Annotated in this window: 27 protein-coding genes; 8 read left to right on the top strand and 19 right to left on the bottom strand. The window is 68.2% G+C overall.

Going from position 1 to position 22,926, the window contains the following annotated elements; translation table 11 throughout:
- Positions 1–71: 71 nt before the first annotated feature.
- The 6 genes from IAI54_RS07890 to IAI54_RS07915 form a co-directional block, all read right to left on the bottom strand.
- Entirely contained in the window at positions 72–1,226 is a 1,155-nt protein-coding gene (locus tag IAI54_RS07890; protein WP_187971824.1) for a D-alanyl-D-alanine carboxypeptidase family protein, read from the bottom strand.
- Between the two features lie 217 nt (positions 1,227–1,443).
- Complete coding sequence (locus IAI54_RS07895; RefSeq protein WP_187971825.1) at positions 1,444–2,646, bottom strand: septal ring lytic transglycosylase RlpA family protein; 1,203 nt, start codon at positions 2,644–2,646, stop codon at positions 1,444–1,446.
- A gap of 280 nt (positions 2,647–2,926) precedes the next feature.
- Complete coding sequence (locus tag IAI54_RS07900) at positions 2,927–3,337, bottom strand: universal stress protein (RefSeq protein ID WP_187971826.1); 411 nt, start codon at positions 3,335–3,337, stop codon at positions 2,927–2,929.
- 104 nt (positions 3,338–3,441) lie between these two features.
- The gene (locus IAI54_RS07905) at positions 3,442–4,203 is read right to left on the bottom strand and encodes an alpha/beta fold hydrolase (protein ID WP_187971827.1); all 762 of its coding nucleotides are present in this window, start codon (positions 4,201–4,203) and stop codon (positions 3,442–3,444) included.
- A gap of 21 nt (positions 4,204–4,224) precedes the next feature.
- Positions 4,225–4,725, bottom strand: coding sequence for a DUF192 domain-containing protein (locus IAI54_RS07910; protein WP_187971828.1), 501 nt, complete (start codon positions 4,723–4,725; stop codon positions 4,225–4,227).
- A 13-nt stretch (positions 4,726–4,738) separates the two neighbouring features.
- Positions 4,739–5,335, bottom strand: coding sequence for a cold-shock protein (locus IAI54_RS07915; protein ID WP_187971829.1), 597 nt, complete (start codon positions 5,333–5,335; stop codon positions 4,739–4,741).
- A gap of 225 nt (positions 5,336–5,560) precedes the next feature.
- On the opposite strand from IAI54_RS07915, the gene IAI54_RS07920 reads away from it, so the two are divergent.
- From IAI54_RS07920 to IAI54_RS07930, 3 genes are all read left to right on the top strand, one after another.
- The gene (locus IAI54_RS07920) at positions 5,561–6,001 is read left to right on the top strand and encodes a VOC family protein (RefSeq protein ID WP_187971830.1); all 441 of its coding nucleotides are present in this window, start codon (positions 5,561–5,563) and stop codon (positions 5,999–6,001) included.
- Positions 6,002–6,154: 153 nt separating this feature from the next.
- Positions 6,155–7,687: an acyl-CoA carboxylase subunit beta gene (locus IAI54_RS07925; RefSeq protein WP_187971831.1), complete on the top strand. Its 1,533-nt coding sequence runs from the start codon at positions 6,155–6,157 to the stop codon at positions 7,685–7,687.
- Positions 7,688–7,983: 296 nt separating this feature from the next.
- Entirely contained in the window at positions 7,984–8,214 is a 231-nt protein-coding gene (locus tag IAI54_RS07930) for a hypothetical protein (protein WP_187971832.1), read from the top strand.
- A gap of 9 nt (positions 8,215–8,223) precedes the next feature.
- Here the strand turns inward: IAI54_RS07930 and IAI54_RS07935 are convergent, their stop codons facing one another.
- Positions 8,224–8,574, bottom strand: coding sequence for a hypothetical protein (locus tag IAI54_RS07935; protein ID WP_187971833.1), 351 nt, complete (start codon positions 8,572–8,574; stop codon positions 8,224–8,226).
- Between the two features lie 21 nt (positions 8,575–8,595).
- On the opposite strand from IAI54_RS07935, the gene IAI54_RS07940 reads away from it, so the two are divergent.
- Positions 8,596–9,018, top strand: a complete 423-nt coding sequence (locus IAI54_RS07940) for a TA system VapC family ribonuclease toxin (protein ID WP_210321224.1) — start codon at positions 8,596–8,598, stop codon at positions 9,016–9,018.
- Positions 9,019–9,020: 2 nt separating this feature from the next.
- Here IAI54_RS07940 and IAI54_RS07945 read toward each other — a convergent pair whose 3' ends face one another.
- From IAI54_RS07945 to IAI54_RS28940, 4 genes are all read right to left on the bottom strand, one after another.
- Positions 9,021–10,475 carry an amidase gene (locus IAI54_RS07945; protein WP_187971834.1) on the bottom strand — a complete coding sequence of 485 codons (1,455 nt, stop codon included), beginning with the start codon at positions 10,473–10,475 and terminating at the stop codon, positions 9,021–9,023.
- 22 nt (positions 10,476–10,497) lie between these two features.
- Positions 10,498–11,547: an aldo/keto reductase gene (locus IAI54_RS07950; RefSeq protein WP_187971835.1), complete on the bottom strand. Its 1,050-nt coding sequence runs from the start codon at positions 11,545–11,547 to the stop codon at positions 10,498–10,500.
- Positions 11,548–11,657: 110 nt separating this feature from the next.
- Positions 11,658–11,954, bottom strand: coding sequence for a DUF2218 domain-containing protein (locus tag IAI54_RS07955; protein ID WP_187971836.1), 297 nt, complete (start codon positions 11,952–11,954; stop codon positions 11,658–11,660).
- A 97-nt stretch (positions 11,955–12,051) separates the two neighbouring features.
- On the bottom strand, positions 12,052–12,501 hold the full coding sequence (locus IAI54_RS28940) for a hypothetical protein (RefSeq protein ID WP_235679289.1): 450 nt from the start codon (positions 12,499–12,501) through the stop codon (positions 12,052–12,054).
- 248 nt (positions 12,502–12,749) lie between these two features.
- Here IAI54_RS28940 and IAI54_RS07965 point away from each other — a divergent pair, with 248 nt between their 5' ends.
- Positions 12,750–12,914, top strand: coding sequence for a hypothetical protein (locus IAI54_RS07965; RefSeq protein ID WP_187971837.1), 165 nt, complete (start codon positions 12,750–12,752; stop codon positions 12,912–12,914).
- Positions 12,915–13,013: 99 nt separating this feature from the next.
- The gene (locus tag IAI54_RS07970) at positions 13,014–13,679 is read left to right on the top strand and encodes a DUF1176 domain-containing protein (protein WP_187971838.1); all 666 of its coding nucleotides are present in this window, start codon (positions 13,014–13,016) and stop codon (positions 13,677–13,679) included.
- 24 nt (positions 13,680–13,703) lie between these two features.
- Here IAI54_RS07970 and IAI54_RS07975 read toward each other — a convergent pair whose 3' ends face one another.
- The 8 genes from IAI54_RS07975 to IAI54_RS08010 all read right to left on the bottom strand — a co-directional run bounded on the left by IAI54_RS07975 (position 13,704) and on the right by IAI54_RS08010 (position 20,619).
- Positions 13,704–14,123, bottom strand: coding sequence for a DUF1330 domain-containing protein (locus IAI54_RS07975; protein ID WP_187971839.1), 420 nt, complete (start codon positions 14,121–14,123; stop codon positions 13,704–13,706).
- 32 nt (positions 14,124–14,155) lie between these two features.
- Entirely contained in the window at positions 14,156–15,034 is an 879-nt protein-coding gene (locus tag IAI54_RS07980) for an alpha/beta hydrolase (RefSeq protein WP_235679290.1), read from the bottom strand.
- 67 nt (positions 15,035–15,101) lie between these two features.
- Positions 15,102–16,712 carry an NTP transferase domain-containing protein gene (locus tag IAI54_RS07985; RefSeq protein WP_187971840.1) on the bottom strand — a complete coding sequence of 537 codons (1,611 nt, stop codon included), beginning with the start codon at positions 16,710–16,712 and terminating at the stop codon, positions 15,102–15,104.
- Positions 16,709–17,419, bottom strand: coding sequence for an XdhC family protein (locus IAI54_RS07990; protein ID WP_187971841.1), 711 nt, complete (start codon positions 17,417–17,419; stop codon positions 16,709–16,711). Before IAI54_RS07990 ends, IAI54_RS07985 begins: the two co-directional genes overlap by 4 nt.
- A 12-nt stretch (positions 17,420–17,431) precedes the next feature.
- Positions 17,432–17,767 carry an XdhC family protein gene (locus IAI54_RS07995; RefSeq protein ID WP_187971842.1) on the bottom strand — a complete coding sequence of 112 codons (336 nt, stop codon included), beginning with the start codon at positions 17,765–17,767 and terminating at the stop codon, positions 17,432–17,434.
- A 26-nt stretch (positions 17,768–17,793) separates the two neighbouring features.
- Positions 17,794–19,068: a vWA domain-containing protein gene (locus tag IAI54_RS08000; protein ID WP_420838267.1), complete on the bottom strand. Its 1,275-nt coding sequence runs from the start codon at positions 19,066–19,068 to the stop codon at positions 17,794–17,796.
- Between the two features lie 94 nt (positions 19,069–19,162).
- A complete protein-coding gene (locus IAI54_RS08005; protein ID WP_187971843.1) occupies positions 19,163–20,092 on the bottom strand; it encodes an AAA family ATPase in 930 nt (309 codons plus the stop codon).
- A gap of 32 nt (positions 20,093–20,124) precedes the next feature.
- Positions 20,125–20,619 carry a flavin reductase gene (locus tag IAI54_RS08010; protein WP_187971844.1) on the bottom strand — a complete coding sequence of 165 codons (495 nt, stop codon included), beginning with the start codon at positions 20,617–20,619 and terminating at the stop codon, positions 20,125–20,127.
- 163 nt (positions 20,620–20,782) lie between these two features.
- Here IAI54_RS08010 and IAI54_RS08015 point away from each other — a divergent pair, with 163 nt between their 5' ends.
- Both IAI54_RS08015 and IAI54_RS08020 read left to right on the top strand, forming a co-directional pair.
- Positions 20,783–21,856 carry an ABC transporter substrate-binding protein gene (locus tag IAI54_RS08015; RefSeq protein ID WP_187971845.1) on the top strand — a complete coding sequence of 358 codons (1,074 nt, stop codon included), beginning with the start codon at positions 20,783–20,785 and terminating at the stop codon, positions 21,854–21,856.
- Between the two features lie 6 nt (positions 21,857–21,862).
- The gene (locus IAI54_RS08020; protein ID WP_187971846.1) at positions 21,863–22,879 is read left to right on the top strand and encodes a P1 family peptidase; all 1,017 of its coding nucleotides are present in this window, start codon (positions 21,863–21,865) and stop codon (positions 22,877–22,879) included.
- Positions 22,880–22,926 lie beyond the last annotated feature (47 nt).

A 22,926-nucleotide genomic window follows, 5' to 3' on the forward strand; every position in this document is an offset into this window, starting at 1 on the left:
TCCGTCTCCATAGTCCCGCAGCCGGGCCACGTCCACGCCGCACCGCGTGTGCCGGACGCGGCGAACCTCGCTCAGCGCATCCAGCCGACCAGCAGTTCGCCGATGGCATCCATCGCGCGGCTGTGCAGCGAGCCGGTGCCGACGCTCTCGGCGGTGAAGAGCGGCGTCTCCTGGCTGAGCGTGTCGCCGATCCAGACCTTCAGCGTACCCGCCGGCATGCCCGCCTCGACCGGTGCCCGCAGCGGCCCCTGGTAGACGATCCGGGCGACGAGCCGGTCCCTGTTGGTGATCGGCACGAGGATCGAAACCGGCGCCCGGGCCTTCAGTGCCACGCTGCCCTTCGCGCCGCCGAACAGCTGCGCCTGCCCGACCACCTCGTCGGCGGCGAAGACCTCGTGCGTCTCGAAGGCGCGCACGCCCCAGTCGAGGATCTTGCGCGCCTCCTCGGCGCGGGCGTTCTCGCTGGCGAGGCCGCTCAGCGCCACGAACAGGCGGCGGCCCTGGCGGTCGACGGAACCGACGATGGCATAGCCCGATCCCTCGGTGAAGCCGGTCTTCAGCCCGTCGGCTCCGATGTCCATCTTGAGCAGCGGATTGCGGTTGGTCTGCCGGATCCGGTTCCAGGTGAAATCCGGCTGGGAATAGTACTTGTAGTACTCCGGATACTCCCGCCAGATGTGGAGGGCCAGCATGGCGAGTTCGCGCACCGTCACCAGCTGGCCTTCCGCCGGCAGGCCGGTCGCGTTCTTGAAGACCGACTTCGTGAGGCCGATCTGGCGCGCCCGTTCGGTCATCAGCTGGGCGAAATTCTCCTCCGACCCGGCCATGCCTTCGGCGATGATGATGCACCCGTCATTGGCCGACTGGACGATGACGCCCTGGATCAGGTCCTCGAGCCGGATCGACGACTTCAGCGCGGCGAACATGGTGGAGGTGCCGGACGGAGCGCCCCCCGTCCGCCAGGCGTGCTCGCTGACCTGGAACGCGTCGTCCATGGTCAGGCGCCCCGCCTTCAGGGCGTTGAAGACGACCTCCATGGTCATCAGCTTGGCCAGCGATGCGGGCGGGATGAGCGTGTCGGCGTCCTTCGAGAAGAGAACGGTCCCGGTCTCGGCGTCGATCATGAAGGCCTGGCCGGCTCGCGTCTCGAACAGCTGCGCCTGCGCCTGGAGCGCCGAAAGCAGCACGACGATCGACGTCGCCAGCATCTTCAAGAGACGGAACATGAGACCGGTTCCCGTTGCAGTCGTCGCCCGCCAGGGGACGACGAAACATGACGGCAGAATGCGGCCGAACCGCAGCACGCGCGAAAAGAATACTAAGGAACGCGCCATGCATCAACCGCAGCCGTGCCCATCGGCAAGGCGTCCGACGCCGCGGTTTCTTGGCGGCGCGGTGTCAAGCGCGGGAAAAACTGGCGCTGGAAAAACTGGCGCGGCGCGGCTACTCGCGAACGATCATCGCCTCCGAGGCGCCTGCGGCCCAGGCCGCCTGCAGCATCGAATCGATGTCGGAGCGCCCGTCGGACCGGAGGGCGACCGTGTACCAGTTCGTCCCCTCGGCCGGCTCGACCGCGAACTCGACGGCGCCCTGCGCGGCAAGAACCCGCGCGAGCGCCTCGGCCTCGTCGCGGTCGTCGAAGGTGCCGACCGCGACGTAGGGCGCGGACGGGGAGGCAGCGGCGGAAGCGCCACGGCTGCGTTCCCAGGCGGAAACGATCTGCGACGGCGTCATGCCGGTCCCGAAGGCGGCGAAGGGATCGGCCGAACGGGCGATGCGCTGGTCGGCATAGGACAGCGAGGCAAGCCGCATGCCGGTGCCCTCGAAGGCGATCTCGGGGCGCTCGGGAACGGCCGGTCCGAATGCGGGCAGTGCGAGGTCGCCCGCGGACGCGAGGAGCCCCGTCGAGGCGAAGGCGTCGGCCGCACCGGCGCGGGCGGTCGGCGTCGGCCCGTTCATGGCGATCATGACGCCCGTGGCGATCTCGCCCGGCAGGTCGAACGGGCTGCCGCCCTTGCCCGGACGGTAGGAGGCCATCAGATACTGGTCGTCCTGGCCATGCAGCGGCGCGCGGCCGACATATTCGACCTTCACCTTCGCGACGCCCGCATGCTGGTAGTCGAGCAGCTCGGCCGCCCGTTTCGACAGGTCGATGATGCGGTCGTTGGCATAGGGCCCGCGGTCGTTGACGCGCACGATGACCGAACTGCCGTTGGTGGTGTTGGTCACCCGGGCATAGCTCGGCAGCGGCATGGTCGGATGTGCGGCCGTCAGATGCGTCATGTCGTAGACTTCGCCATTGGCCGTCAGCCGGCCGTGGAAGGCGTCGCCGTACCAGGATGCCGCGCCGACCTTGACGTAGTCGGGGTCTTCCTTCGGCTTGTACCACTTGCCCCTGACCTTGTAGGGCTTGCCGAGCTGGTCGCGACCGCCGCCGCGCGGGACGCGCGCGGTCTTGTCGGCCACGACGAGGGGGCTCGCCTTCACGCCGTAGACGGATTCGGGGAAATATTCCTTGGACCGCTTCGATAGCTTTGCGGTGGAGACCGGCGACTGGCCTGCGCAGGAGGCCAGCACGACGCCGCATACGGCCACCGATGCGAGGGACAGAAGACGTCCCTTGCGCGCGCGCATCCCTTGCAACATGCAGTCTCTTCCCCGGTTCACCCTCTGTCGCGCCAGGAAACGGCAGCGAGCCTCGTCATCATGCCTGGCCGGACGCCCCCGCGATCCCGCCGTCCGACAAGCTCTAGCGAGCCAATGCTTAGCGACTTCTTAACTTTCTGTGACCGAAACGGGGCGAGATTGTGACATCGGCCGCCGTCACGTTCCGGCGTCCAGGGCACCGGGGTGCCGGGCGCCGCAGGCGACCGCGCCGGTGGAACCGGCCGGGTTTCTTCCCGGCCCCGACGGGCCGCAGGCGTCGTCACCGGATGACCAGCACCGAGCAGCGCGCGTGACGGACGACGCGGGCGGCGGTCGAGCCGATCAGGTAATCCTGGAAGCCCGGGCGATGCGAGGCGATGACGATGACGTCGGAGCCGTGCTCCTCGGCCGCGGCCAGGATGGCGGAGGCCGGCTGGCCGATCCTGACGTCGACGGTCGCCTTCAGGCTCTCGCGCTGCGACAGATCCTCCAGCCGGCGGACCGACTCGTCCTGCCGGCCGGCCAGGATGCCGCCCGGCAGTTCGACGGCGACGTAGCTTGGGATGTCCTCGACGACGTGCAGCAGCACGATCTGCCCCGCCGGATCGCCGAGATGCCGCGCCGCGTCGATCATCGCCTTCGCCCTGGCGTCGTCGTGCAGGTCGATCGGAACGAGAATTCGCGAGTACATGGCCATATCCTCCGGCTGTCATGGGCTGGAGGGGACCGTGCGGCAGGCGGCGGCGGCCGTCCTTGCGCTGGATCAACGGCCGCGGCCCGATCGGACGAGGCCGGTCAACCGTCGAGCGGATGGGCCGCCAGGAACGCCAGGACCCGCTTCTTGAAGCTGCGGTCGCCGACGGACAGCATGTGGTCCCGGCCCTCGATCGCGAAGGCCTCGGCGTCGGGCATCAGGCCGGCGAGGAGGTCGGGCGAGCCGGCGATGTCGTCGGTCGTGCCCACCGCCACCAGCGTCGGCTGGGCGATCCGCGCCGCATCCGCCTCGGTGACGAGGTCGCGCGAGGTGGCGATGCAGGCGGCGAGCGCCTTGCGGTCGCTGCCGGTCTGGTCGGCGAAGGCCCGGAACATCCGCCCGCGCGCATCCGGTATGGCGGCCGGATCGTCGGCCAGCAGCGCCGCGGCGATCGGATCCCAGTCGCCGACGCCTTCGACCATGCCGATGCCGAGCCCGCCGAAGACGAGCGTCGCGACCTTGTGCGGATGCAGCAGTGCGGTGAAGGCGCAGATGCGTGCGCCCATGGAATAGCCCATCAGGTGGGCCCGGGCGATGCCCAGATGGTCGAGCAGCGCCGCCGCGTCGGCCGCCATCCGCGCTGGCCGGTAATCCTCCGGCTCGTAGCTCTTCTGCGACTGGCCATGCCCCCGGTTGTCGATGGCGACGACGCGGTAGCCGGCGTCGCGCAGGGTCTTTACCCAGCCAGGGGCGACCCAGTTCACCCGGATGCTCGAGGCGAAGCCGTGGATCAGCAGGACCGGGTCGCCCTCGCCCTCGTCGAGATAGGCGAGGTCGAGGCCGTCGTGATGGAAGCTTGGCATGCGGTCGACACCGTCCTGCGATCAGCCGCCGCCAACGGCGTCGATGATGGGGTGGGACAGGCGGTCGCCGACGGAGATGCCCTGGCGCTCGGCGGTGCCGGCATTGAGCTCGAGGACGAAGCGGACCGCTTCGCCCGGCGAGATGGTGTCGGTGGAGAACGGCACCCCCTGCAGGATCGCGCGCACCTCGCCCTTGTCGGAGACGAAGAGCAGATCGAGCGGCAGGATGGTGTTCTTCATCCAGAACCCGACCGGGAGGCTCTGCGGAAAGACGAAGAGCATGCCCTGGTTCTCCGGCATCCGCTCGCGGAACATCAGCCCCCGGCTCCGCTCCTCCGGCGTGTCGGCCACTTCGATCTGGAACCGGACGTCGCCCTCGCCCGTCGTGGCCACCAGTGGCGCCGGATCGACCGGCAGGATCATCGGGCTGCCGCTCTCCTGGGCAAGGACGGCTGCGGCCGGCAGGAGAAAGGCGAAAAGAAGAAGGGCTGGAGCGAGGGCCAGCCCGGTCAAGCGAGGCATGTGACGCACCTTGTCAGTTGGAGAACGGCAGCGTCCCAACATCGGGGTGAATTTCGGCAGCCATAAGGCCCTTGTCGCCGCGTCCGAAGCGGACCAGCACGACCTGGCCCGGCCGAAGCTCCGCGATACCGAACTGGCGCAGCGTCTCCATGTGGATGAAGATGTCCTCGGTGCCCTCGCCGCGGCTGAGGAAGCCGAAACCCTTGGTCCGGTTGAACCATTTGACCAGCGCGCGCTCGAGGCCGCTCTCCGGCCGCACGCTGACATGGGTGCGCTGCGCGGGAAGTTCCTTGGGGTGCGTGGCGGTGCTGAGGTCCATCGACAGGACCTTGAAGCACTGGAACCCGCGGTCGCCACGCCGCACCAGACAGACGATACGCGCACCCTCCATCGCGGTCTGGAAACCATCGCGGCGCAGGCAGGTGACGTGCAGCAGGACGTCGCCATAGCCCGGCTCGTCGGGAAGGATGAAGCCGTAGCCCTTGGCCACGTCAAACCACTTGATGGCGCCTGCTATCTCGGTGAGATCCTCGGCCTCGTTGCTGCCGCCAGCGTTCACGAACCCTGCCCTGATCAGATCTCGCCCTTCCGAAGAGGATCTTTCCCCCATCCGAACGCACCTTCCGTCGCAAACTCGACTCATTCCCGAAGGCAGGATACCACCCTGCCTGCCCCTGTCAGCAGGCGACCGACATTTTTTTGCCTTGGTAAGGCCACCAATTCAAGGCTCGCGCAAGCTTCGGAAAGCTTAGCGCGGCTTTCGTTGCCAATCGGCCCGCACAGCGCCATATGGAGCGGGCCGATTTCCACACCGAGAACGTCAGGATATCAACATATGCGTTATCTCCACACCATGGTTCGCGTCACGGACGTGGACGCCTCGCTCGACTTCTACTGCAACAAGCTTGGGCTGGAGGAGGTCCGGCGGATCGACAACGAGAAGGGCCGGTTCACGCTGATCTTCCTGGCCGCGCCGAAGGACAAGGCGACCTCTGCCGCCAGCCGCGCCCCGGAACTGGAACTGACCTACAACTGGGATCCGGAGGACTACACGGGCGGCCGCAACTTCGGGCACCTCGCCTACAAGGTCGACGACATCTACGCGACCTGCCAGAGCCTGATGGACAAGGGCGTGACGATCAACCGGCCGCCGCGCGACGGCTACATGGCCTTCGTCAAGTCTCCCGACGGCATCTCGATCGAACTGCTCCAGGAGGGCGCCGCGCTGGCGCCGCGCGAGCCCTGGGCATCGATGCCGAACACGGGCAGCTGGTAGACCCGAGCGGGCGGCGGCGCGGAGCCCCTGCCCCCGCGCACGTCGGGCTTGCACCGCCGATCCCGGCGTGCGGCGGAGGTGGGGATTGCGCTCGGCCTTGCGCGTGCTAACACGGTGCCATACGCACGGCGCAACGGTTGGGGGGTGCATCGCATGAAGGAAGTGCTGGTCGAACTGGAGCGGCGGCGATCGATCGCGCGTCAGGGTGGCGGCGCCGAGCGCATCGCCGCCCAGCACGGCAGAGGCAAGCTGACGGCGCGCGAGCGCATCGCCGTCTTCCTCGACGAAGGCTCCTTCGAGGAGTTCGACATGTTCGTCGAGCACCGCTCGACCGATTTCGGCATGGAGAAGACGAAATATGCCGGCGACGGCGTCGTCACCGGCTGGGGCACGGTCAACGGCCGCACCGTCTTCCTCTTCGCCAAGGACTTCACCGTCTTCGGCGGCTCGCTCTCGGAAGCCCATGCCGAGAAGGTCGTGAAGGTGCAGGAGATGGCGCTGCGCAACCGCGCGCCGATCATCGGCCTCTACGATGCCGGCGGCGCCCGAATCCAGGAGGGCGTGGCCGCTCTCGGCGGCTATGCCGAAATCTTCCAGCGCAACGTGCTGGCCTCCGGCGTCATCCCGCAGATCTCGCTGATCATGGGCCCCTGCGCCGGCGGCGACGTCTATTCGCCGGCCATGACCGACTTCATCTTCATGGTCCGCGACACGTCCTACATGTTCGTCACCGGCCCGGACGTGGTGAAGACCGTCACCAACGAGACGGTGACGGCCGAACAGCTCGGCGGCGCCTCGATCCACACGACCAAGTCCTCGATCGCCGACGGCGCCTACGACAACGACGTCGAGGCGCTGCTGCAGATGCGCCGGCTGATCGACTTCCTGCCGGCCTCCAACACGGCCGAAATTCCCGAGATCGAGTGCTTCCAGCCGGTCGACGAGGTCGACATGTCGCTCGACCGCCTCGTGCCCGACAGCGCCAACAAGCCCTACGACATCAAGGAACTGATCCTGAAGACCTGCGACGAGGGCGACTTCTTCGAGATCCAGGAGAGCTTCGCGAAGAACATCGTCACCGGCTTCGGCCGCGTCGAGGGTCGCACGGTCGGCTTCGTCGCCAACCAGCCGATGGTGCTGGCCGGCGTGCTGGATTCGGACGCCTCGCGCAAGGCGGCTCGCTTCGTGCGCTTCTGCGACTGCTTCAACATCCCCATCGTCACCTTCGTCGACGTGCCGGGCTTCCTGCCGGGCACCGCGCAGGAATATGGCGGACTGATCAAGCACGGCGCCAAGCTGCTCTTCGCCTATGCCGAGGCGACCGTTCCGAAGATCACCGTCATCACGCGAAAGGCCTATGGCGGCGCCTACGACGTGATGGCCTCGAAGCATCTGCGCGGCGACATGAACTATGCCTGGCCGTCGGCGCAGATCGCAGTGATGGGCGCCAAGGGCGCGGTCGAGATCATCTACCGCAAGGACATCGCCGACCCCGACAAGATCGCCGCCCACACCAAGGCCTACGAGGACCGCTTCCTGTCGCCCTTCGTGGCCGCCGAGCGCGGCTATGTCGACGAGGTGATCATGCCCCACTCGACCCGCCGCCGCATCGCCCGCGCGCTCAGGATGCTGCGCAACAAGGACCTGCAGAACCCCTGGAAGAAGCACGACAACATCCCGCTGTAGGGACCATATCCGCGCGACCGACGACATCGACGAGAAGGATGCAGCGCATGTCTTCCGTCGCCCGGACGGACTTGTTCCGGATACTCCCGGGAACAGCGACCCGCTGTCGTAGGCCCGTAGCCCCGACCATTTTCCGGGGCAGGACCGGTTCGGCAATTCGCGGTATGCTCGGATCCTTCCGGACGGAAGACAGGTGTGGATTCAATGCCGCGGTGGCCGGATCGGAAATGGCGGGGTCAACGCGGTCCCAAGGCAATTCCACGCTCTGACCGGCGTTTCCAGGCCGGAGAAAAGCAATGACGCGGATTGACCGGAAAATTCTTGCCGAACGGCAGGCGTATGACCTGATGCTCAGGTTTATCGGGCGACGGCATAATCGCACCGCGTCGGACGATATCGCCCTTCTTCCGGGAAGTGCCTCCCTTCTGGAGGACGGTTCGCCTGCGGACCCCGCTCTGACGGAGGAGTGGCACGAATGCGTTGCCGTGGTGCTCGAGTCGCAGAAGAACGGCGTTGCGGCGGAGTAGTCCCGCCTCTCACCACACCCCGAACGGCATCACCGCTTCGTACGCGGCCGCATTGATGGTTTCGGGCAGGTGATCTAGGTTTGCAGCATGCGCGCGACACTGGAAATCGACGATGACGTGCTTGAAGCGGCGAAGCGCATAGCGGACGCCGAGCGTACCAGTGCCGGAAAAGTCCTGTCCGATCTCGCCCGGAGAGGTCTGAGCGACACGCCAGAACCCGGCAATCAGCGGCCGGTCGCGACGGCCGAGCGCAACGGCTGGATCGTTCTGTCGCGTCGGCCAGGGCGTGCAACTCCCGAAATGGTTAACGATCTCCTGCTGGAAAGCGACTTGTCCGACCTGTCCGAGGAATGAGGCCATGCGTTCGCTGCTCGACGTGACGTGCTGCTGGCGCTCTTCGATCCGATACACATCCATCAAGAACGGGCACATCGGTGGTGGTCGAGCGATGCCGACGACGGCCGGGCGACATGCCCCATCACGCAGAACGGTTTCCTGCGGGTGATTTCCAGCCCGAACTCTCCGAGTCCAATCCCGCTTTCGGACGCGCAGATGCTTCTCTCGCGGCAGACCGATACTGCCAGCCACGCGTTCTGGCAGGACACGATTTCACTGACCGATGCCGCTCGTTTCGACTTCTCGTCGATCCGCGGCCCGAAGCAGTTGACCGACGTCTACCTGCTTGCTCTCGCGGTCGCGAACGAAGGCCGGCTCGTGACGTTCGACGGGCACATCTCCGCTGCGCCGGCGATCGGCGCGGAAGCGAAGCATCTGCTCGTTCTGAAGCAGAACACCGACCCGTAACCCTACCGCACCCCGAACGGCGTCACCTCTTCGTACGCGGCCGCAAGGTTCAGCACCGCCTGGTCGGCGCGGGGCGGGCCGATCAGCTGCATGCCCATCGGCCGGCCGTCGGGGCTGAAGCCGACGGGCACGTTGACCGCCGGGCAGCCGGCCATGGTGGCGAGCGCCGAGACCTCCATCCAGCGATGGTAGCTGTCCATGGTCCTGCCGGCGATGGTGTCGGGCCAGTGCCGCTCGACCGGGAACGGGAACACCTGCGCGGTCGGGATGGCGAGACAGTCGAAGCGTTCGAACAGCGACAGAAGGTGGCGGTGCCAGGCGGTGCGCTGCTGCGACGCGGCAAAGATCGCCGCCGCTTTGAGCTCCAGCCCGCCCTCCACCTCGAAGACCGCTTCCGGCTTCAGCAGCGCGCGCTTCTCGGGATCGTCGTAGAACGGCTTCAGCGCGCTGCCGGAGGTGAAGTGGCGCAGCGTGACGAAGGCCTGCCAGAGCGCCTCCATGTCGAACGCCGGAACATGCGGCTCGACCGCCGCGCCCGCGCCTTCCATGCGGCGAAGCGCGGCTTCGCACAGGTCGAGGATGCCCGCCTCCATGGCGAGCTTGCCGCCGAGGTCGCCGAGCCAGGCGATGCGAGCGCCGCGGATGGCGGGCGTGAGGTTCGCGGCGAAATCGGGCCGGCCGTCGAGCGACAGCGGCGCGCGGGCGTCGTAGCCCGCCTGGACCGACAGCAGGAGCGCCATGTCGCGCACGCTGCGGCCCATCGGCCCCTCCACGCCCATCTGCGCCACGAAGCTCTCGGGTGACGGGCCGGCCGGCACGCGCCCCTGGCTCGGCCGGAACCCGTAGACGTTGTTGAAGGCACCGGGATTGCGCAGCGAACCGCCCATGTCCGAACCGTCGGCCACCGGCAGCATGTGCAGTGCCAGCGACACCGCCGCGCCGCCGCTCGACCCGCCCGCCGTCAGACCATGGCCATAGGCATTGAAGGTCGGGCCGAAGACGGGATTGTAGGTGTTCGAGCCGAAGCCGAATTCCGGCACGTTTGTCTTGCCGATCAGGATGGCACCGCCGGCGCGGATGCGCTCGACGAAGATGTCGTCGACGTCGGGGACGTTGGTGGCGAAGAGCGGCGAGCCGAAGGTGGTGCGCAGGCCCCTGGTCTGCGCCAGATCCTTGATCGCCATCGGCACGCCGAACAGGGCGCCGGCGGGCTCTCCGCGGGCGAGCACGGCATCCGCCGCCGCTGCCTCGTCCTGCAGCTCCTCGCGGTCGCGCAGCGACACGATCGCATTGACGTGCGGGTTGACCGCTGCGATGCGGTCCATGAAGGCTGCCATGACCTCGACCACCGAGACCTGCCGCGTGCGTATGGCGCCGGCGAGGTCGGTGACGCCGAGCCTGCAGATGTCACCGGGCGCTGCGAAGCGACCCAGTCCCGGCACTGGAATATCGGTCATGCCCTCTCCTCCCCGTCGCGGCCTACGGACAGGGATTGCCGACCCGCTGGTGGACCTCGTCCACACCCTCCTGCATCTCGTCCGTCCAGGAAACATCGGCCGAATCGAGGGCGATGCGCAACTGTTCGATCGTCGTCGCCCCGATGATGTTCGACGTCATGAACGGCCGATGGGTGACGAAGGCATTGGCGAAGAGCGCGGGCTTCATGCCGAAGCGCCGCGCCAGTTCGCCATAGGCGACATAGGCTTCCGCCGCTCCGGGCGTCTCGTAGCGCTGCAGCCGGTCGAACAGCTTCTTGCGCGAGCCTTCGGGAAGCGCGCCGTGATCGTACTTGCCCGACAGGTAGCCCTGGGCGAGCGGCGAATAGGCGAGCAGGCTCACGTCCTCGCGCCGGCAGACTTCCGCCAGGTTCACCTCGAAGGTGCGGTTGACGAGATTGTAGGCGTTCTGCAGCGAAGCGACGCGCGGCCCGCCGCCCTTCTCGCTCTCGGCGACATAGCGCATGACGCCCCAGGCGCTTTCGTTCGACAGACCGAAATGGCGGATCTTACCGGCCTTCACCAGTTCGTCGAAGACCGCGAGCGTCTCGGCGATGGGAGTCTCGTCGGCGAGCGGCGCGGGCGGGCTGGTGACGCGGGTCGGGTTGGCGCCCCACGGAATCGGCCGCTCGGGGAAATGGATCTGGTAGAGGTCGATCCGGTCGGTCTGCAGCTTTGCCAGTGACTTCTCGACGGCGTCGAGAATGTCGGCCCGGACGAGCTTCGAGGGACGTCCGCCGCGGAACCAGTCCATCGCCGTGCGACCCACCACCTTGGTGGCGAGCACGATGTTATCGCGCTTCCCGCTGCGCCTGAACCAGTTGCCGATGATCGTTTCCGTGCGCCCCTGCGTCTCCGCCCTGGGCGGGATGGGATACATCTCGGCCGTGTCGAAGAAATTGACGCCGCGCGCGACGGCCATGTCCATCTGCGCGAAGCCCTCGGCCTCGCTGTTCTGCTCGCCCCAGGTCATGGTGCCGAGACAGATGGCGGACACGGACAGGCCGGTGCGACCGAGCGGGCGCTGTTGCATGCGAGACTCCGTCAGGATTGGGTCGAGGCGGGGCCGGACCCCGCAGGCAGGTGGCCTTTCCTAACGACGGATGACCCGGGAGACAACCGCGCCCGACGCATCCGCACGCTTCAGCTCCAGGCGATCGTGGGCGTGTCGCGGAAGGCGAAGCGTTCGAGATGGCTGCCGATGACGCCGCGCATGCGCTCGAGGTCTCCTTCGGTCGAGGCCGAGACGTCCAGCGCGAGCACGTCGCCCGCCGCCTTCAGCGCGCAGGTGCCGAAGGGAAAGCGGATCGTGCCTTCCTCGGGTGTGAACTCGGCGGGAATCTTGTGCCCGAAATGCTTGCACAGTTGCTGCAGGTAGCGGCTGGCCGACTGCGTGTGCACGTCGGCGTGGGACGACAGGGCGTAGGGAGCTTCACTCATGCGATCTCTTCTCCGTTGCAGGGGGAGAGATCGGCCAAGTCCGGAGTGAAGGCAAGCAAAAAGCTGAGTTCGAACTGAAACTTTTCCGGTCCGGTGGTCAGACCCGTGCCGCGGCCTTCCGCTTCTCGCGGTCGATCATCATGTTGGCGATCTGCATGCGCACGACGGCGCGGTCGCGCAGGTGTGGCGCCACCCGGTCCGGATGATTGGCCAGCGCGAACTCGCGGCGGATCCGGTCGAAATCCTTCGGCCAGCGGGCATTGGCCATGCGCAGTTCCGCCGCGATGTCGTCGGGATCCGTCGACGGCAGCGGTTCCGGCGTCTCGATGCCGGGCGCGGACCGCACGGTCTCGCGCTCGCTGGCTTCGCCATAGACCTTGGCGACGAAATCCGACGGCACGCTTTTCCAGAGTTCTTCCACGGCCGCGTCGGGCGTGACGAAGCCGAACGGAACCGACGGACGCGACGGCGCATCATCCTCGCGTTCCCCGCGCGCGAGGAGTTCGTCGAGAAGAGTTGTGAACTCGCTGGTGGTGAAACCGGTCATGCCCTGGGTCCTGCGCCCATCAACGCGGGGATACTCGAATAGGTTGCCGACGCTACGGCGGAACCGATTAACAATCCGGTCTGCAAACGCGTCGAAATTGAGACGCCCGTCCCGTGCAGCCTATCGGGCCCGGCGGAGGCGCCGCAGGATGCCGCGCGCATATCAGCCATGCGGAATGCTGCACTGCAAAATCGTCACGAATCTCCGATATTCGCAGTGTCCGGGAGGAGACGACCTGGAGCATCCACATGGGTTTCATGACCGAACTCTTCGCCCGTCCCCGTCCTTCGGAAGAACAGCGCTACCGCTCCGCGATGGTCCTGCTCGGTGCCATGAGCGGCGCGGAACGGGCAGACATCAACATCAAGCCGGCCGACTTCCCGCGCATCGCCCGCCAGATGGCCCGGCGCTGAGCGGCCCCGCGGATCTTCCGCGATCCGCTTCACGTGGCCTTCCACAGATGCGCCGCAAAGCATCCGGAGTATGATCTTCCCGCCGAGGGGAGATTCGCCATGGGTCCGACGCGCTTTGCCTTGATGATGCTTGCGGGCACCACGCTCTTCGGCATGCCCGCAGCCGCGCAGCAGGAGGGCGCGGCGAGCGGACCGTCCGAGGTCGCGCCGGCTGCGACTTCGCAGAACGACCTGCTGCGCCAGGCGCGGGAGCTTTTCGAGGCGACGCGCGGCGACACCTGCGACGGCTCGGCTTTCGGCGAGGATCCGCCACCCGAAATCCATACGATAAGCTTTCGCCCCTCATACGCGGACGACGAAGCGCCGCTCGAGGAGGCGACGCTGTTTCGCTTCTTCTGCGGGGCCGGCGCCTACAACGAGACGCATGCCTATTTCCTGCACACCGCGTTCGACGGGCTGCGCCGGCTCGCCTTCGCAGAACCCGAACTCCAGATCCGGCACGAGGACGAGGATTCGGAAAAGCCGGTGGAGGAGATGCGCATCATCGGCTTCACCGCACAGCCGGTGCTGGTGAATTCCGAATTCGTTGCCGAAGAACACGCGATCCTGTCGCACGCGAAATGGCGCGGCCCCGGCGACGCGTCCGCGACCGGGCTCTGGCTTTTCCGCGATGGCGACTTCTCGCTGGTCAGATACGAGGTCGATCCGACCTATGACGGCGAGATCAACCCGCAGACCGTTCTGGACTATTACTCGGCGCCGTAGACCGCCCCCCGGCCCTTGACGCGCCTACTCGCCGAACCCGGCGCCCGACGGACGCGGCGAAAGGCGGATCAGCCGTGAATCGAGGACGGCGGCCTGCCGGTGCACGACCGCCTTCTGGTATTCGGGATCCTTGACCATTTCGACGAAGGCAGCACCCGAGGGGTACTCGGCGATGAAGCAGCGGTCCCAGCGTTCGTCCGAAGGCCCGATCAGCATCAGGCGGAAATCGCCCGACCAGGCGATGCGCCCGCCGACCCGGCGGAAGACCGGACCGCTCTCGCGGCCATAGGCGGCGTAGGCTTCCGCGCCTGAAGCCTTGCGCCCGTCCGGATAGGCCGCATCCTCGCGCAGGCGCACGAGGTTCAGCATGTGGATCGGCCCCTCCTCCGGCAGGCGCCGGAAGTCGCCGAACGTCTCGCGCGTCGGATCGATGAACCCGCTCATGAAGTCTCCTCCTCGACGATCGCCGCCGCGCCCTACCGCGCAGACAGCATCCAGTTCAGCGTCTCGCGCCAGTCCGTCATGCGGATGGGCGTCCCGTGCGTACCGCTCTCGAAGCGCACCATACGCACCGGATAGCCCGGCGCTGCGGCGCGCACCGCCCGGTAGAAGGCTTCCATCCGGTCCACCGGAAAGACCGTGTCGCGGCTTCCCTGGCCGATGAACAAGGGCACCTTCGCCCTGAAGGCGGCGCTGCGGACATAGCCGTCGTCCCAGAGCGAGCCGAGAAGCAGCAGGCCGCCCAGGCGACCGGCCAGATCCGCGTCCTTCGCCAGCCGATGGCAGAGCGCGCCGCCTGCCGATCCACAGGCAATGAAGACGGGGGCTTGTGGCGAATTTCTCGCGTAATGATTGATCAGACCTGCAACCGCCGCCGCGCCGGCCTCTCCGAAATCCGGAAAGTCGGGCGAGAGATAAAGCCCGCCATTGTCGACCATCAGGTTCTTGATCCGGTTGAAGTTGCCGCCGAACGTGAAGTCGTCGACGCCCTGCTTGCGGCTGCCGCCCTGGCCGTGGAGATAGATGGTGATGAACCGCGCCCCCTCGGTTCGGCCGACCGCGACATGGCCGGTCCCGTCGAACGACAGATTCTGCTGCTGGCGGCGCACGGCAAGCGAAACGTACCGGGCATGCGCGCGGCGCTCCGGAACCTCGTCGCGGCCGTTGATGTCGCGCATCTCGCGGTAGTCGACGATCCGGTAGGCGCCGTCGTCGCGGCTCTCCAGGATGCCCGGATAGGCGAAGAGGTCGTCCTTGTGGGGCTTGAGCGGCTCCGCCGAAACGGCGACGGTCGCCGCAAGAGAAGCGCAGGCAGCAATGAGAAGTCGGCGGACGCCTGGGGGCAAGAGAGTCATGGACGATGATTAGACGGTTCGGGACGGGCGACGCAACCCGCGCAGGAGCATCGGGCCGGCCCGCCGGTCACCCCTGCAGCACCCCGCCGGCAGCGCGCATGGCTTCGGGCGTGTCGACGTCGAGGAAGGCGCCCGCGCCGATCTCGACGTCGACGATCTCGGCAGCGCCGCTCTCGACGATGTGTCGCGCACCGGTGTCGCCCGACAGCCCCCCGACGGCGGCAAAGAGCGATCGCGGCAGGATCACCGGGTTGCCGCGCTTGCCGTCGAACGTGGCGCGCACGATCGACAGACCGCCCGCTGTTTCGAAGGCGGCGACGAGGCGATCCAGATCCTCGGCGGTCACGCCGGGCATGTCGCCCAGCACCACGAGCGCACCTGCCGCTTCCGTGGGCAAGGCGGCGATGCCGGCCTTCAGCGAGGAGGACAGGCCGGAAGCGTAGTCCGGGTTCGCGACGATCCGGACGTCGAGCCCCTCCAGGGCGGCAGTCGCACGGTCGGCCTGGTGGCCGAGCACGACGACCGTCCAGCCCACCCGGCTGGCCAGCACCTGGCGCGCGGTGCGGCGCAACAGCGGCTCGCCTTCGAAATCGGCCATCAGCTTGTTGGGTCCACCCATGCGGCTCGACCGCCCGGCGCCGAGTAGAACCGCGTGGACCGCCGGCCCGTGTGGCCGGGCGGGCCGCTCGCGCGGCTGCGGCCGGGTCGGGATCTCCATCAGGAGGCCGCCGACGCCCATGCCGGCGATCGCCGCCGCATCGACGGCCACCCCGGCCACCAGCCGGTCGAGGATCCAGTCGAAGCCGTTTTCCTTCGGGCTGCGCGCGCAACCGGGCGCGCCGAGAACCGGCACGTCGCCGACACGGCCGAGCACCAGGAGATTGCCGGGATCGACGGGCATGCCGAAGCGCTCGACCGTGCCGCCGGCGCGGCGGATCGCGGCGGGAATCACGTCGCCGGCGTCGCTGACCGCCGACGCGCCGAACACAAGGACGAGGTCGTTGCCTGCGGCCATGGTCCGGATGGCATCCGCGAGGTCCGCCTCGTCGTGGGCGGTCCGCTTCTCGACCGTCACCTGGCTGCCCGAACGGGCAAGGCGCGTCTCTGTGACCCGCCGCGTCTTGTCGAGCACGCTCGCCTTGACCACCGGCAGCACGGTCTGCACCAGACCGACCCGTTTCGGCCGGTAAGGCGCGACGGCCAGGGCTTCGCCGCCGGCACACAGGGCGGCAATGCCGTCGACCAGGCCGGCGCCGACGGCGAAAGGAATGATCTTCACGGTCGCGACCATCTGGCCGGCGCCGACGGCGGCGTGTTCGGCGACGGTGGCGATCGTGATCGACGGGTCGACTGCGTTGATGGCGTCGATGAGCGCCCGGTCGACCGTGAATACGCCCGCGGCTGCGGCGTGGAGGTTGACGCGGCCGGTGGCCGGCGCCTTCACCTCGACGTTGCGCGTCCGCAATGCGGCCGCGATCCGGCGCGCGGCTTCGTCCTCGACGAGGTCGCCGTCATCGAGCGAGGCGACCACCACGGTGGAAACACCGGAATCGGCCAGCGCCGCGACGTCTTCGCCCGTCAGCAGATAACCCTTCTTCAGGCGCCTGTTTCCCGCCGATGTGGCGTGAGCGAGCAGCGTGCCCTGCGCCTGGGTCACCGGAACCGGCCCGAACCTCATGCCGCGCGGCTCTCGGCCTCTTGCGCAAGGCCGCGCGAACGGAAGGCCGCGATGACTTCCGCCAGCACGGCGACGGCGATTTCGGCCGGGCTAGAGGCACCGATGTCGAGGCCGATCGGCGAATGGATGCGCGCGATGGCGGCCTCGCTCGCGCCCATCGCGGCCAGCCGCTCGATCCGCTTCGCATGCGTCTTCCGGCTGCCCAGGGCGCCAATATAGAAGCAGTCGGCATCGAGCGCGGCCTTCAGCGCGAAGTCGTCGATCTTGGGATCATGCGTCACCGCGGCGACCGCCGTATAGGCGTCGAACGGCCGGTCCTTCAGCACCGTCTCCGGCCAGTCCGCGAACAGCCGCACGTCGGGGAAGCGCTCCGGCGTGGCGAAGGCCGTGCGCGGATCGACGATCTCCATGTCGTAGCCGGCGATCTTCGCCATCGGGGCCAGCGCCTGGCTGATGTGCACGGCACCGATGACCACCAGGCGCGGCGGCGGCAGGTGGACGTTGAGGAAGAAGAGCCGGCCCTCGGCTTCCACCGTGCCGGACCGGCCCGACCGGAAGGCCTTCAGGACCGCACCTCCGAGTTCGCCGGCCACGGCATCGCCCTCGCGCACGACCCGGTCGCGCCCGTCCGACAGGTCGGTCACCAGGATCGCGGCGCGGCGCGCCCTGCGCTCGGCGTTGATCTTCTTCAGCGACAGGGGATCCATCGACGTCTCCGCTCAGCCCAGCCGCTCGACATAGACCTTGATGCGCCCCCCGCACGAGAGTCCGACCTGCCAGGCGGTCTCGTCGGCGACGCCGAATTCCAGCATGCGCGGCTTGCCGGTCTCGATGATGTCGACGGCTTCGGCCACGACCGCGCCTTCCACGCAACCACCGGAGACGGAGCCGTGGAAATTGCCCTCCTCATCGATGACGAGATGGCTGCCGACGGGCCGCGGCGCCGAGCCCCAGGTTTCGACCACCGTCGCAACGGCGACGCTGCGGCCATCGTTCATCCAGCCTTCCGCGATCAGCAGCGGGTCGCGGGTCTCGTCGAGCGTCGGATCGTGCATGGCGTGTTCTCCCGCCCTGAATATGGTCACGCGGCCCGGCGCTTGCCAAGACCCATGAAGCGGCGCGGATCGGCCTCGCCGGCGCGTTTCTCGGAGAGCGAAGCGCAGAGGTCTGCAAGCGCGTTCAGCGTGTGGACGGGGCGGAACTCGTCGACATGCGGCAGCATGGCCTTCACGCCCCGCGCCTTCGCCTCGAAACCGTCGAAGCGCAGCAGCGGGTTGAGCCAGACCAGCCGCCGACACGATTTGTGCAGGCGCTCCATCTCGGCGGTCAGTCCATCGACGTCGTCGCGCTCCAGCCCGTCGGTGATGAGCAGCACGATCGCGCCCTGCCCCAGCACGCGCCGCGACCAGACGCGGTTGAACTCGTGCAGCGTCTCGCCGATCCGCGTGCCGCCCGACCAGTCCCGCACCGCCAGCGAGCTGTCGGCCAGCGCCGCGTCGGGATCGCGGTGACGCATCTGGCGCGTCAGGTTGGTGAGCCGCGTGCCGAAGACAAAGGTGTGCACCCGCCTGCGCTTCTCCGCCAGCGCGTGCAGGAAGTGCAGGAAGACGCGGGTGTACTGGCTCATCGAGCCGGAAATGTCGGCGAGCACGACGAGCGGCGGATGGATCTCGCGCGGCGAGCGGAACTTGGGCAGGATGAGGTCGCCGCCGGTGCGCAGGCCCGACCGCAGCATCGCGCGCGCGTCGGTCCGCCGCCCGCGCGGATCAGGCCGGTAGCGGCGGGTGCGGACGAGGTCGAATGGCAGCTTCAGGTCGGCGATCGCCCGTTTCGCCTCGGCGATCTCGCGTGCGGTCATCTGCGCGAAGTCCTTGCCGCGCAGCACCTCGCTGCCCGAGAAGGTCAGCCGGGCGTCGACCTCGATCTCCGGGATCTCCTGCGGCTTGCGGTTCTTGTCGTGCCCTTCGAACATGGCGTCGGCGACGCGGCTTTCAGCGGCGCGCGGCTTCTGGCGCTCGCGCGTGTCGGGCGCCTTGGGCGAGAACATGGCGAGCATCTTCTCCACCAGCTCGCGCGACTTCCAGAACAGGCGGAAGGCCTCGTCGAAGGTCGCGTGATCCTCGTGCCGCTTCACCAGGACGGAGTGGAGCACCCAGTAGAAATCCTCGCGGCTGCCGATGCCGGCCGCGAGAACCGCCTCGATCGCATCCTTCACCGAGGCCGGCCCCACCCGCATGCCGGCCTTGCGCAGCGCGCGGGCGAAATAGACGATGTTGTCGGCCAGCCGGCCGTCGGGCTTGGCGGCATTGGGGAAGGTTTGCTGCCGGGCCGGCTCGCTGTCCGCCGCGGCGCTCACGTCCGCCGCTCCCTGACGGCGGACGAGGCGATCTCACGAACCCACACCGCGTCGTGACCCCGCGCCCGCAAGAAACCGCGCCGCACCACCGCCCCTACTCCGCCGTCGCCAGATCCGCCTGCACTTCCTTCAGCAGTCGCCGGCCCTCGCCCTGCTCGATCCGGGCGATGTCGTCCTGGTATTTGAGGATCACGCCGATCGTGTCGGACACGGTTTCGGGGTCGAGCGCGATCTTGTCGAGTTCCGTCAGCGCGCTCGCCCAGTCGATGGTCTCGGCGACGCCCGGGACCTTGAACAGGTCGATCTCGCGCAGCTTCTGGATGAATCGGACGAGCTCGGCCGAGAGCCGCCTGTTTGCCTGCGGCACCTTGCGCGCGACGATGTCGAGCTCGCGCTCGGCATTCGGGTAGTCGACCCAGTGATAGAGGCAGCGCCGCTTCAGCGCGTCGTGGATCTCGCGGGTGCGGTTGGTGGTGATGATGACGATCGGCGGCTCCTTGGCCCTGATCGTGCCGAGTTCGGGCACCGTCACCTGGAAGTCGGACAGGATTTCGAGCAGGAAGGCCTCGAACGCCTCGTCGGTGCGGTCGAGCTCGTCGATCAGCAGCACCGGCGCGCGGCCGTCCGTTCCCTCGAGCGCCTCGAGGATCGGCCGGCGGATCAGGTATTTCTCCGAGAAGACGTTCTTCTCCATCCGGTCGCGGTCGGTCTGCCCGGCAGCCTCGTCCATCCGGATCTCGATCATCTGCGCGGCGTAGTTCCACTCGTAGACCGCCGAGGAGACGTCGAGGCCCTCGTAGCACTGCAGGCGGATCAGCTTGCGGCCGAGCGCGCTGGCCAGAACCTTGGCGATCTCGGTCTTGCCGACACCCGCCTCGCCCTCCAGGAAGAGCGGCCGCTTCATGCGCAGCGACAGGAACAGCACGGTCGCCAGCGCCCGGTCCGCCACGTAGTCCGCACTTTCGAGCAGCGCCATCGTCTCGTCGATCGACTGCGGGAGCGCGTGGCTGGATTCGTCGGACATGCCGTCTCCTGGGAATGAGTGGCGAAGGCGCGTCAGAAGACGCGGTAGGCGCGGCGGTGATAGAGCAGCGGCGACAGGTTACCGCCGACCCGCAATCCTGTCACGCGGCCGAACAGCACGCGATGCGTGGCGACGTCCTTCGCCTCCAACAGTTCGCAGTCGAACACGGCGAGCGCGGTCTTCAGCGTCGGCGCACCGGTCGCGATCGTCTCCCAGTCGTCAGCGCCGAATCGCGCCTCCGGCGGCTTGCCCGTCAGGCCGGCGAAGTCCGCCGAGAGGGCCTGATGCTCGGCCGCCAGCGTGTTCAGCGCGAAGACGCCGTTGTCGCGGAAGACGTCGTTCCTGGTGTTCTCCCGGTTGAGACAGACGAGGATCGTCGGCGGGTCGTCGGACACCGAACAGGCCGCGATGACCGTCACGCCGCGCCGGCCGGCGGCGCCGTCTGTCGTCACCAGATGCACGGCACCGGCGAAGTTGGCCATGGCGTCGCGGTAGCGGGCCGGCTCGATCTCGTTCCTGTTCAACACCCGGCCATGCCTCTGCGCCCGTTCCCGATCTCGGCGCCAATATAGGGCCGACCCGCGGGGTCACAAGCGGTTCGCGTGCATTGCACATGAACGCTTCGTTCTTTACCAGTTGAACCGACCAGGCCCTTCCGGCCTGCGCGAGGACCGGTCCGACCCGAACACGATGCAGCAGGCAGCCTTCACAGCGCTGGTGATCCTCGCCATGGCCGGCGCCCCGATACCGACGGCCGGCGCGGCTGCCCTCGGTCTGGCCGCGCCCCTGTCCGGATCGGCGGAGATCCTCGGACTGCAGATGCGCGCCGGCGCCGAGGCAGCGGTCGCCGCGGCTGCGGACGGCAGCACCATCGAGATCGTCGACACGCAGTGCTCGGCCGAAGGCGGCAGCACCGCGGCAGAATTCTTCGTCGTGGCCGAGGTGGAGGCGGTGACGGGTTTCCTCTGCATCGAGGCGATCGAGGCCGCGATGCCGATCCTCTCCAGGGCAGGTATTCCCGTCATCACGACCGGCGTGCGCGTCACCAGCCTGACCGATCGTCGCGAGAAGACCGGATGGCCCGTCTACCGGCTGGCGCCGCGCGCCGATGCCGAACTCGCTGCCGTCTCACGCATCCTGACGGACCTCTGGCGCGGCGAACTCTTCGCCATCATCGACGACGGCACCATCTACGGCCGCGAGCTCGCCGAAGGTTTCCGTCTCGCCGCCGAGGAGGCCGGCCTGAAGCCGGTCTTCACCGACACGTTCAGGCCGCAGCTCGACAACCAGATCGCGCTGGCCGGCCGCCTGCGCAAGTCGGGTGCGACGCATGTCTTCGCAGGCGGCGACAGGTCCGACCTCGCCATTCTCGGTCGCGATGCGCGGGAACTGGGCTACGACCTCGTCATCGCCGGCGGGGAAGCCCTGCGGGCGGCACCCGACGCCGTCGACCTTGCGCCGGGGACCCTGATGATCGCGCCGGCGGAATGGGCCGACACGGCCGAGCCGTCGGTGCTGGAGACGCTCGCCCGGCGGGAGGTGCTGCCGGCAGGCTACGTTCTCCCGACCTACGCGGCCGTCGAGATCGCGCTCCAGGCATCGAAGCCGCGTCCCGACGGAACGTCTTCGGTCGCGGCCGCCCTTTCAGGCGACACGTTCCAGACCGTCCTTGGACCCGTCCGCTTCGACGAGAAGGGCGACTGGGCGGGCGAGCATTACCGGCTGTTCCGCTACGACGGCGGCGCCTTCCAACCGATGGACTGAACTCCCATGGCTTTCAGAGCGGGCTCCCGCAATCTCCTGACCGACGTCGCCGGCCTGCGTGTGGGCAATGCCGTGGACGCACGCATCCGTTCGGGCGTCTCCGTGGTGCTCTGCGACCGGCCGGCGATCGCCGCGGTCCAGGTGCTCGGCGGCGCGCCGGGCACGCGCGAGACCGACCTCCTCGAGCCGCACAACGCGGTTGAGAAGGTGGACGCGATCGTCCTGTCGGGCGGCTCGGCTTTCGGGCTGGATTCGGCATCGGGCGTGCAGGCATACCTGCGCGAGCGCGGCGTCGGCGTGAAGGTGCACGACCTGTCGATCCCGATCGTTCCAGCGGCGATCCTGTTCGACCTCGTCAACGGCGGCGACAAGGACTGGGGCCGCTATCCGCCCTACCGCGACCTCGGCTACGAAGCGGCCGAGGTCGCTTCCGAGACCTTCGAGATGGGATCGGCGGGCGCCGGGTTCGGAGCGCTGACGGCCGGGCTGAAGGGCGGGCTCGGCTCGGCGTCGACGGTCCTGTCGAACGGCATCACAGTGTCCGCGCTCGTCGCGGTCAATGCGGTCGGGTCGGCCACGGTCGGCGACACGCCGCATTTCTGGGCAGCGCCCTTCGAGATCGGCTACGAGTTCGGCGCACGCGGGATGCCGGCCTCGGCGCCGGCCGACGCGACGGACGTCGCGTTGAAGTTCCGGAGCGGGAATGCGCCCGGCGCCAATACCACCATCGCGGTGATCGCAACCGACGCCGTGCTGAGCAAGGCCGGCGCCAAACGGCTGGCGATGTCGGCGCATGACGGCTTCGCCCGTGCGATCTGGCCTGCCCATACCCCTGCCGACGGCGATCTGGTCTTCGCGCTGGCGACCGGCGGCAGCGGCGTCGTTCCCGAAGGCGACGCGGCGATCGAACTGGGTGCGGCGGCGGCGGCGACGATGGCGCGCGCGATCGCCCGCGGCGTCTTCGCCGCCGAGCCGGCGGCCGGCGACTTCTTCCCCGCCTGGCGGGCGCGCTGGGCGCGGTGACCCGCACCACCGATTCCCGGTGGATCGCCGCGGCCGATCGATGGCAG

The sequence above is a fragment of the Aquibium microcysteis genome (assembly GCF_014495845.1).
Classification (GTDB): domain Bacteria; phylum Pseudomonadota; class Alphaproteobacteria; order Rhizobiales; family Rhizobiaceae; genus Aquibium; species Aquibium microcysteis.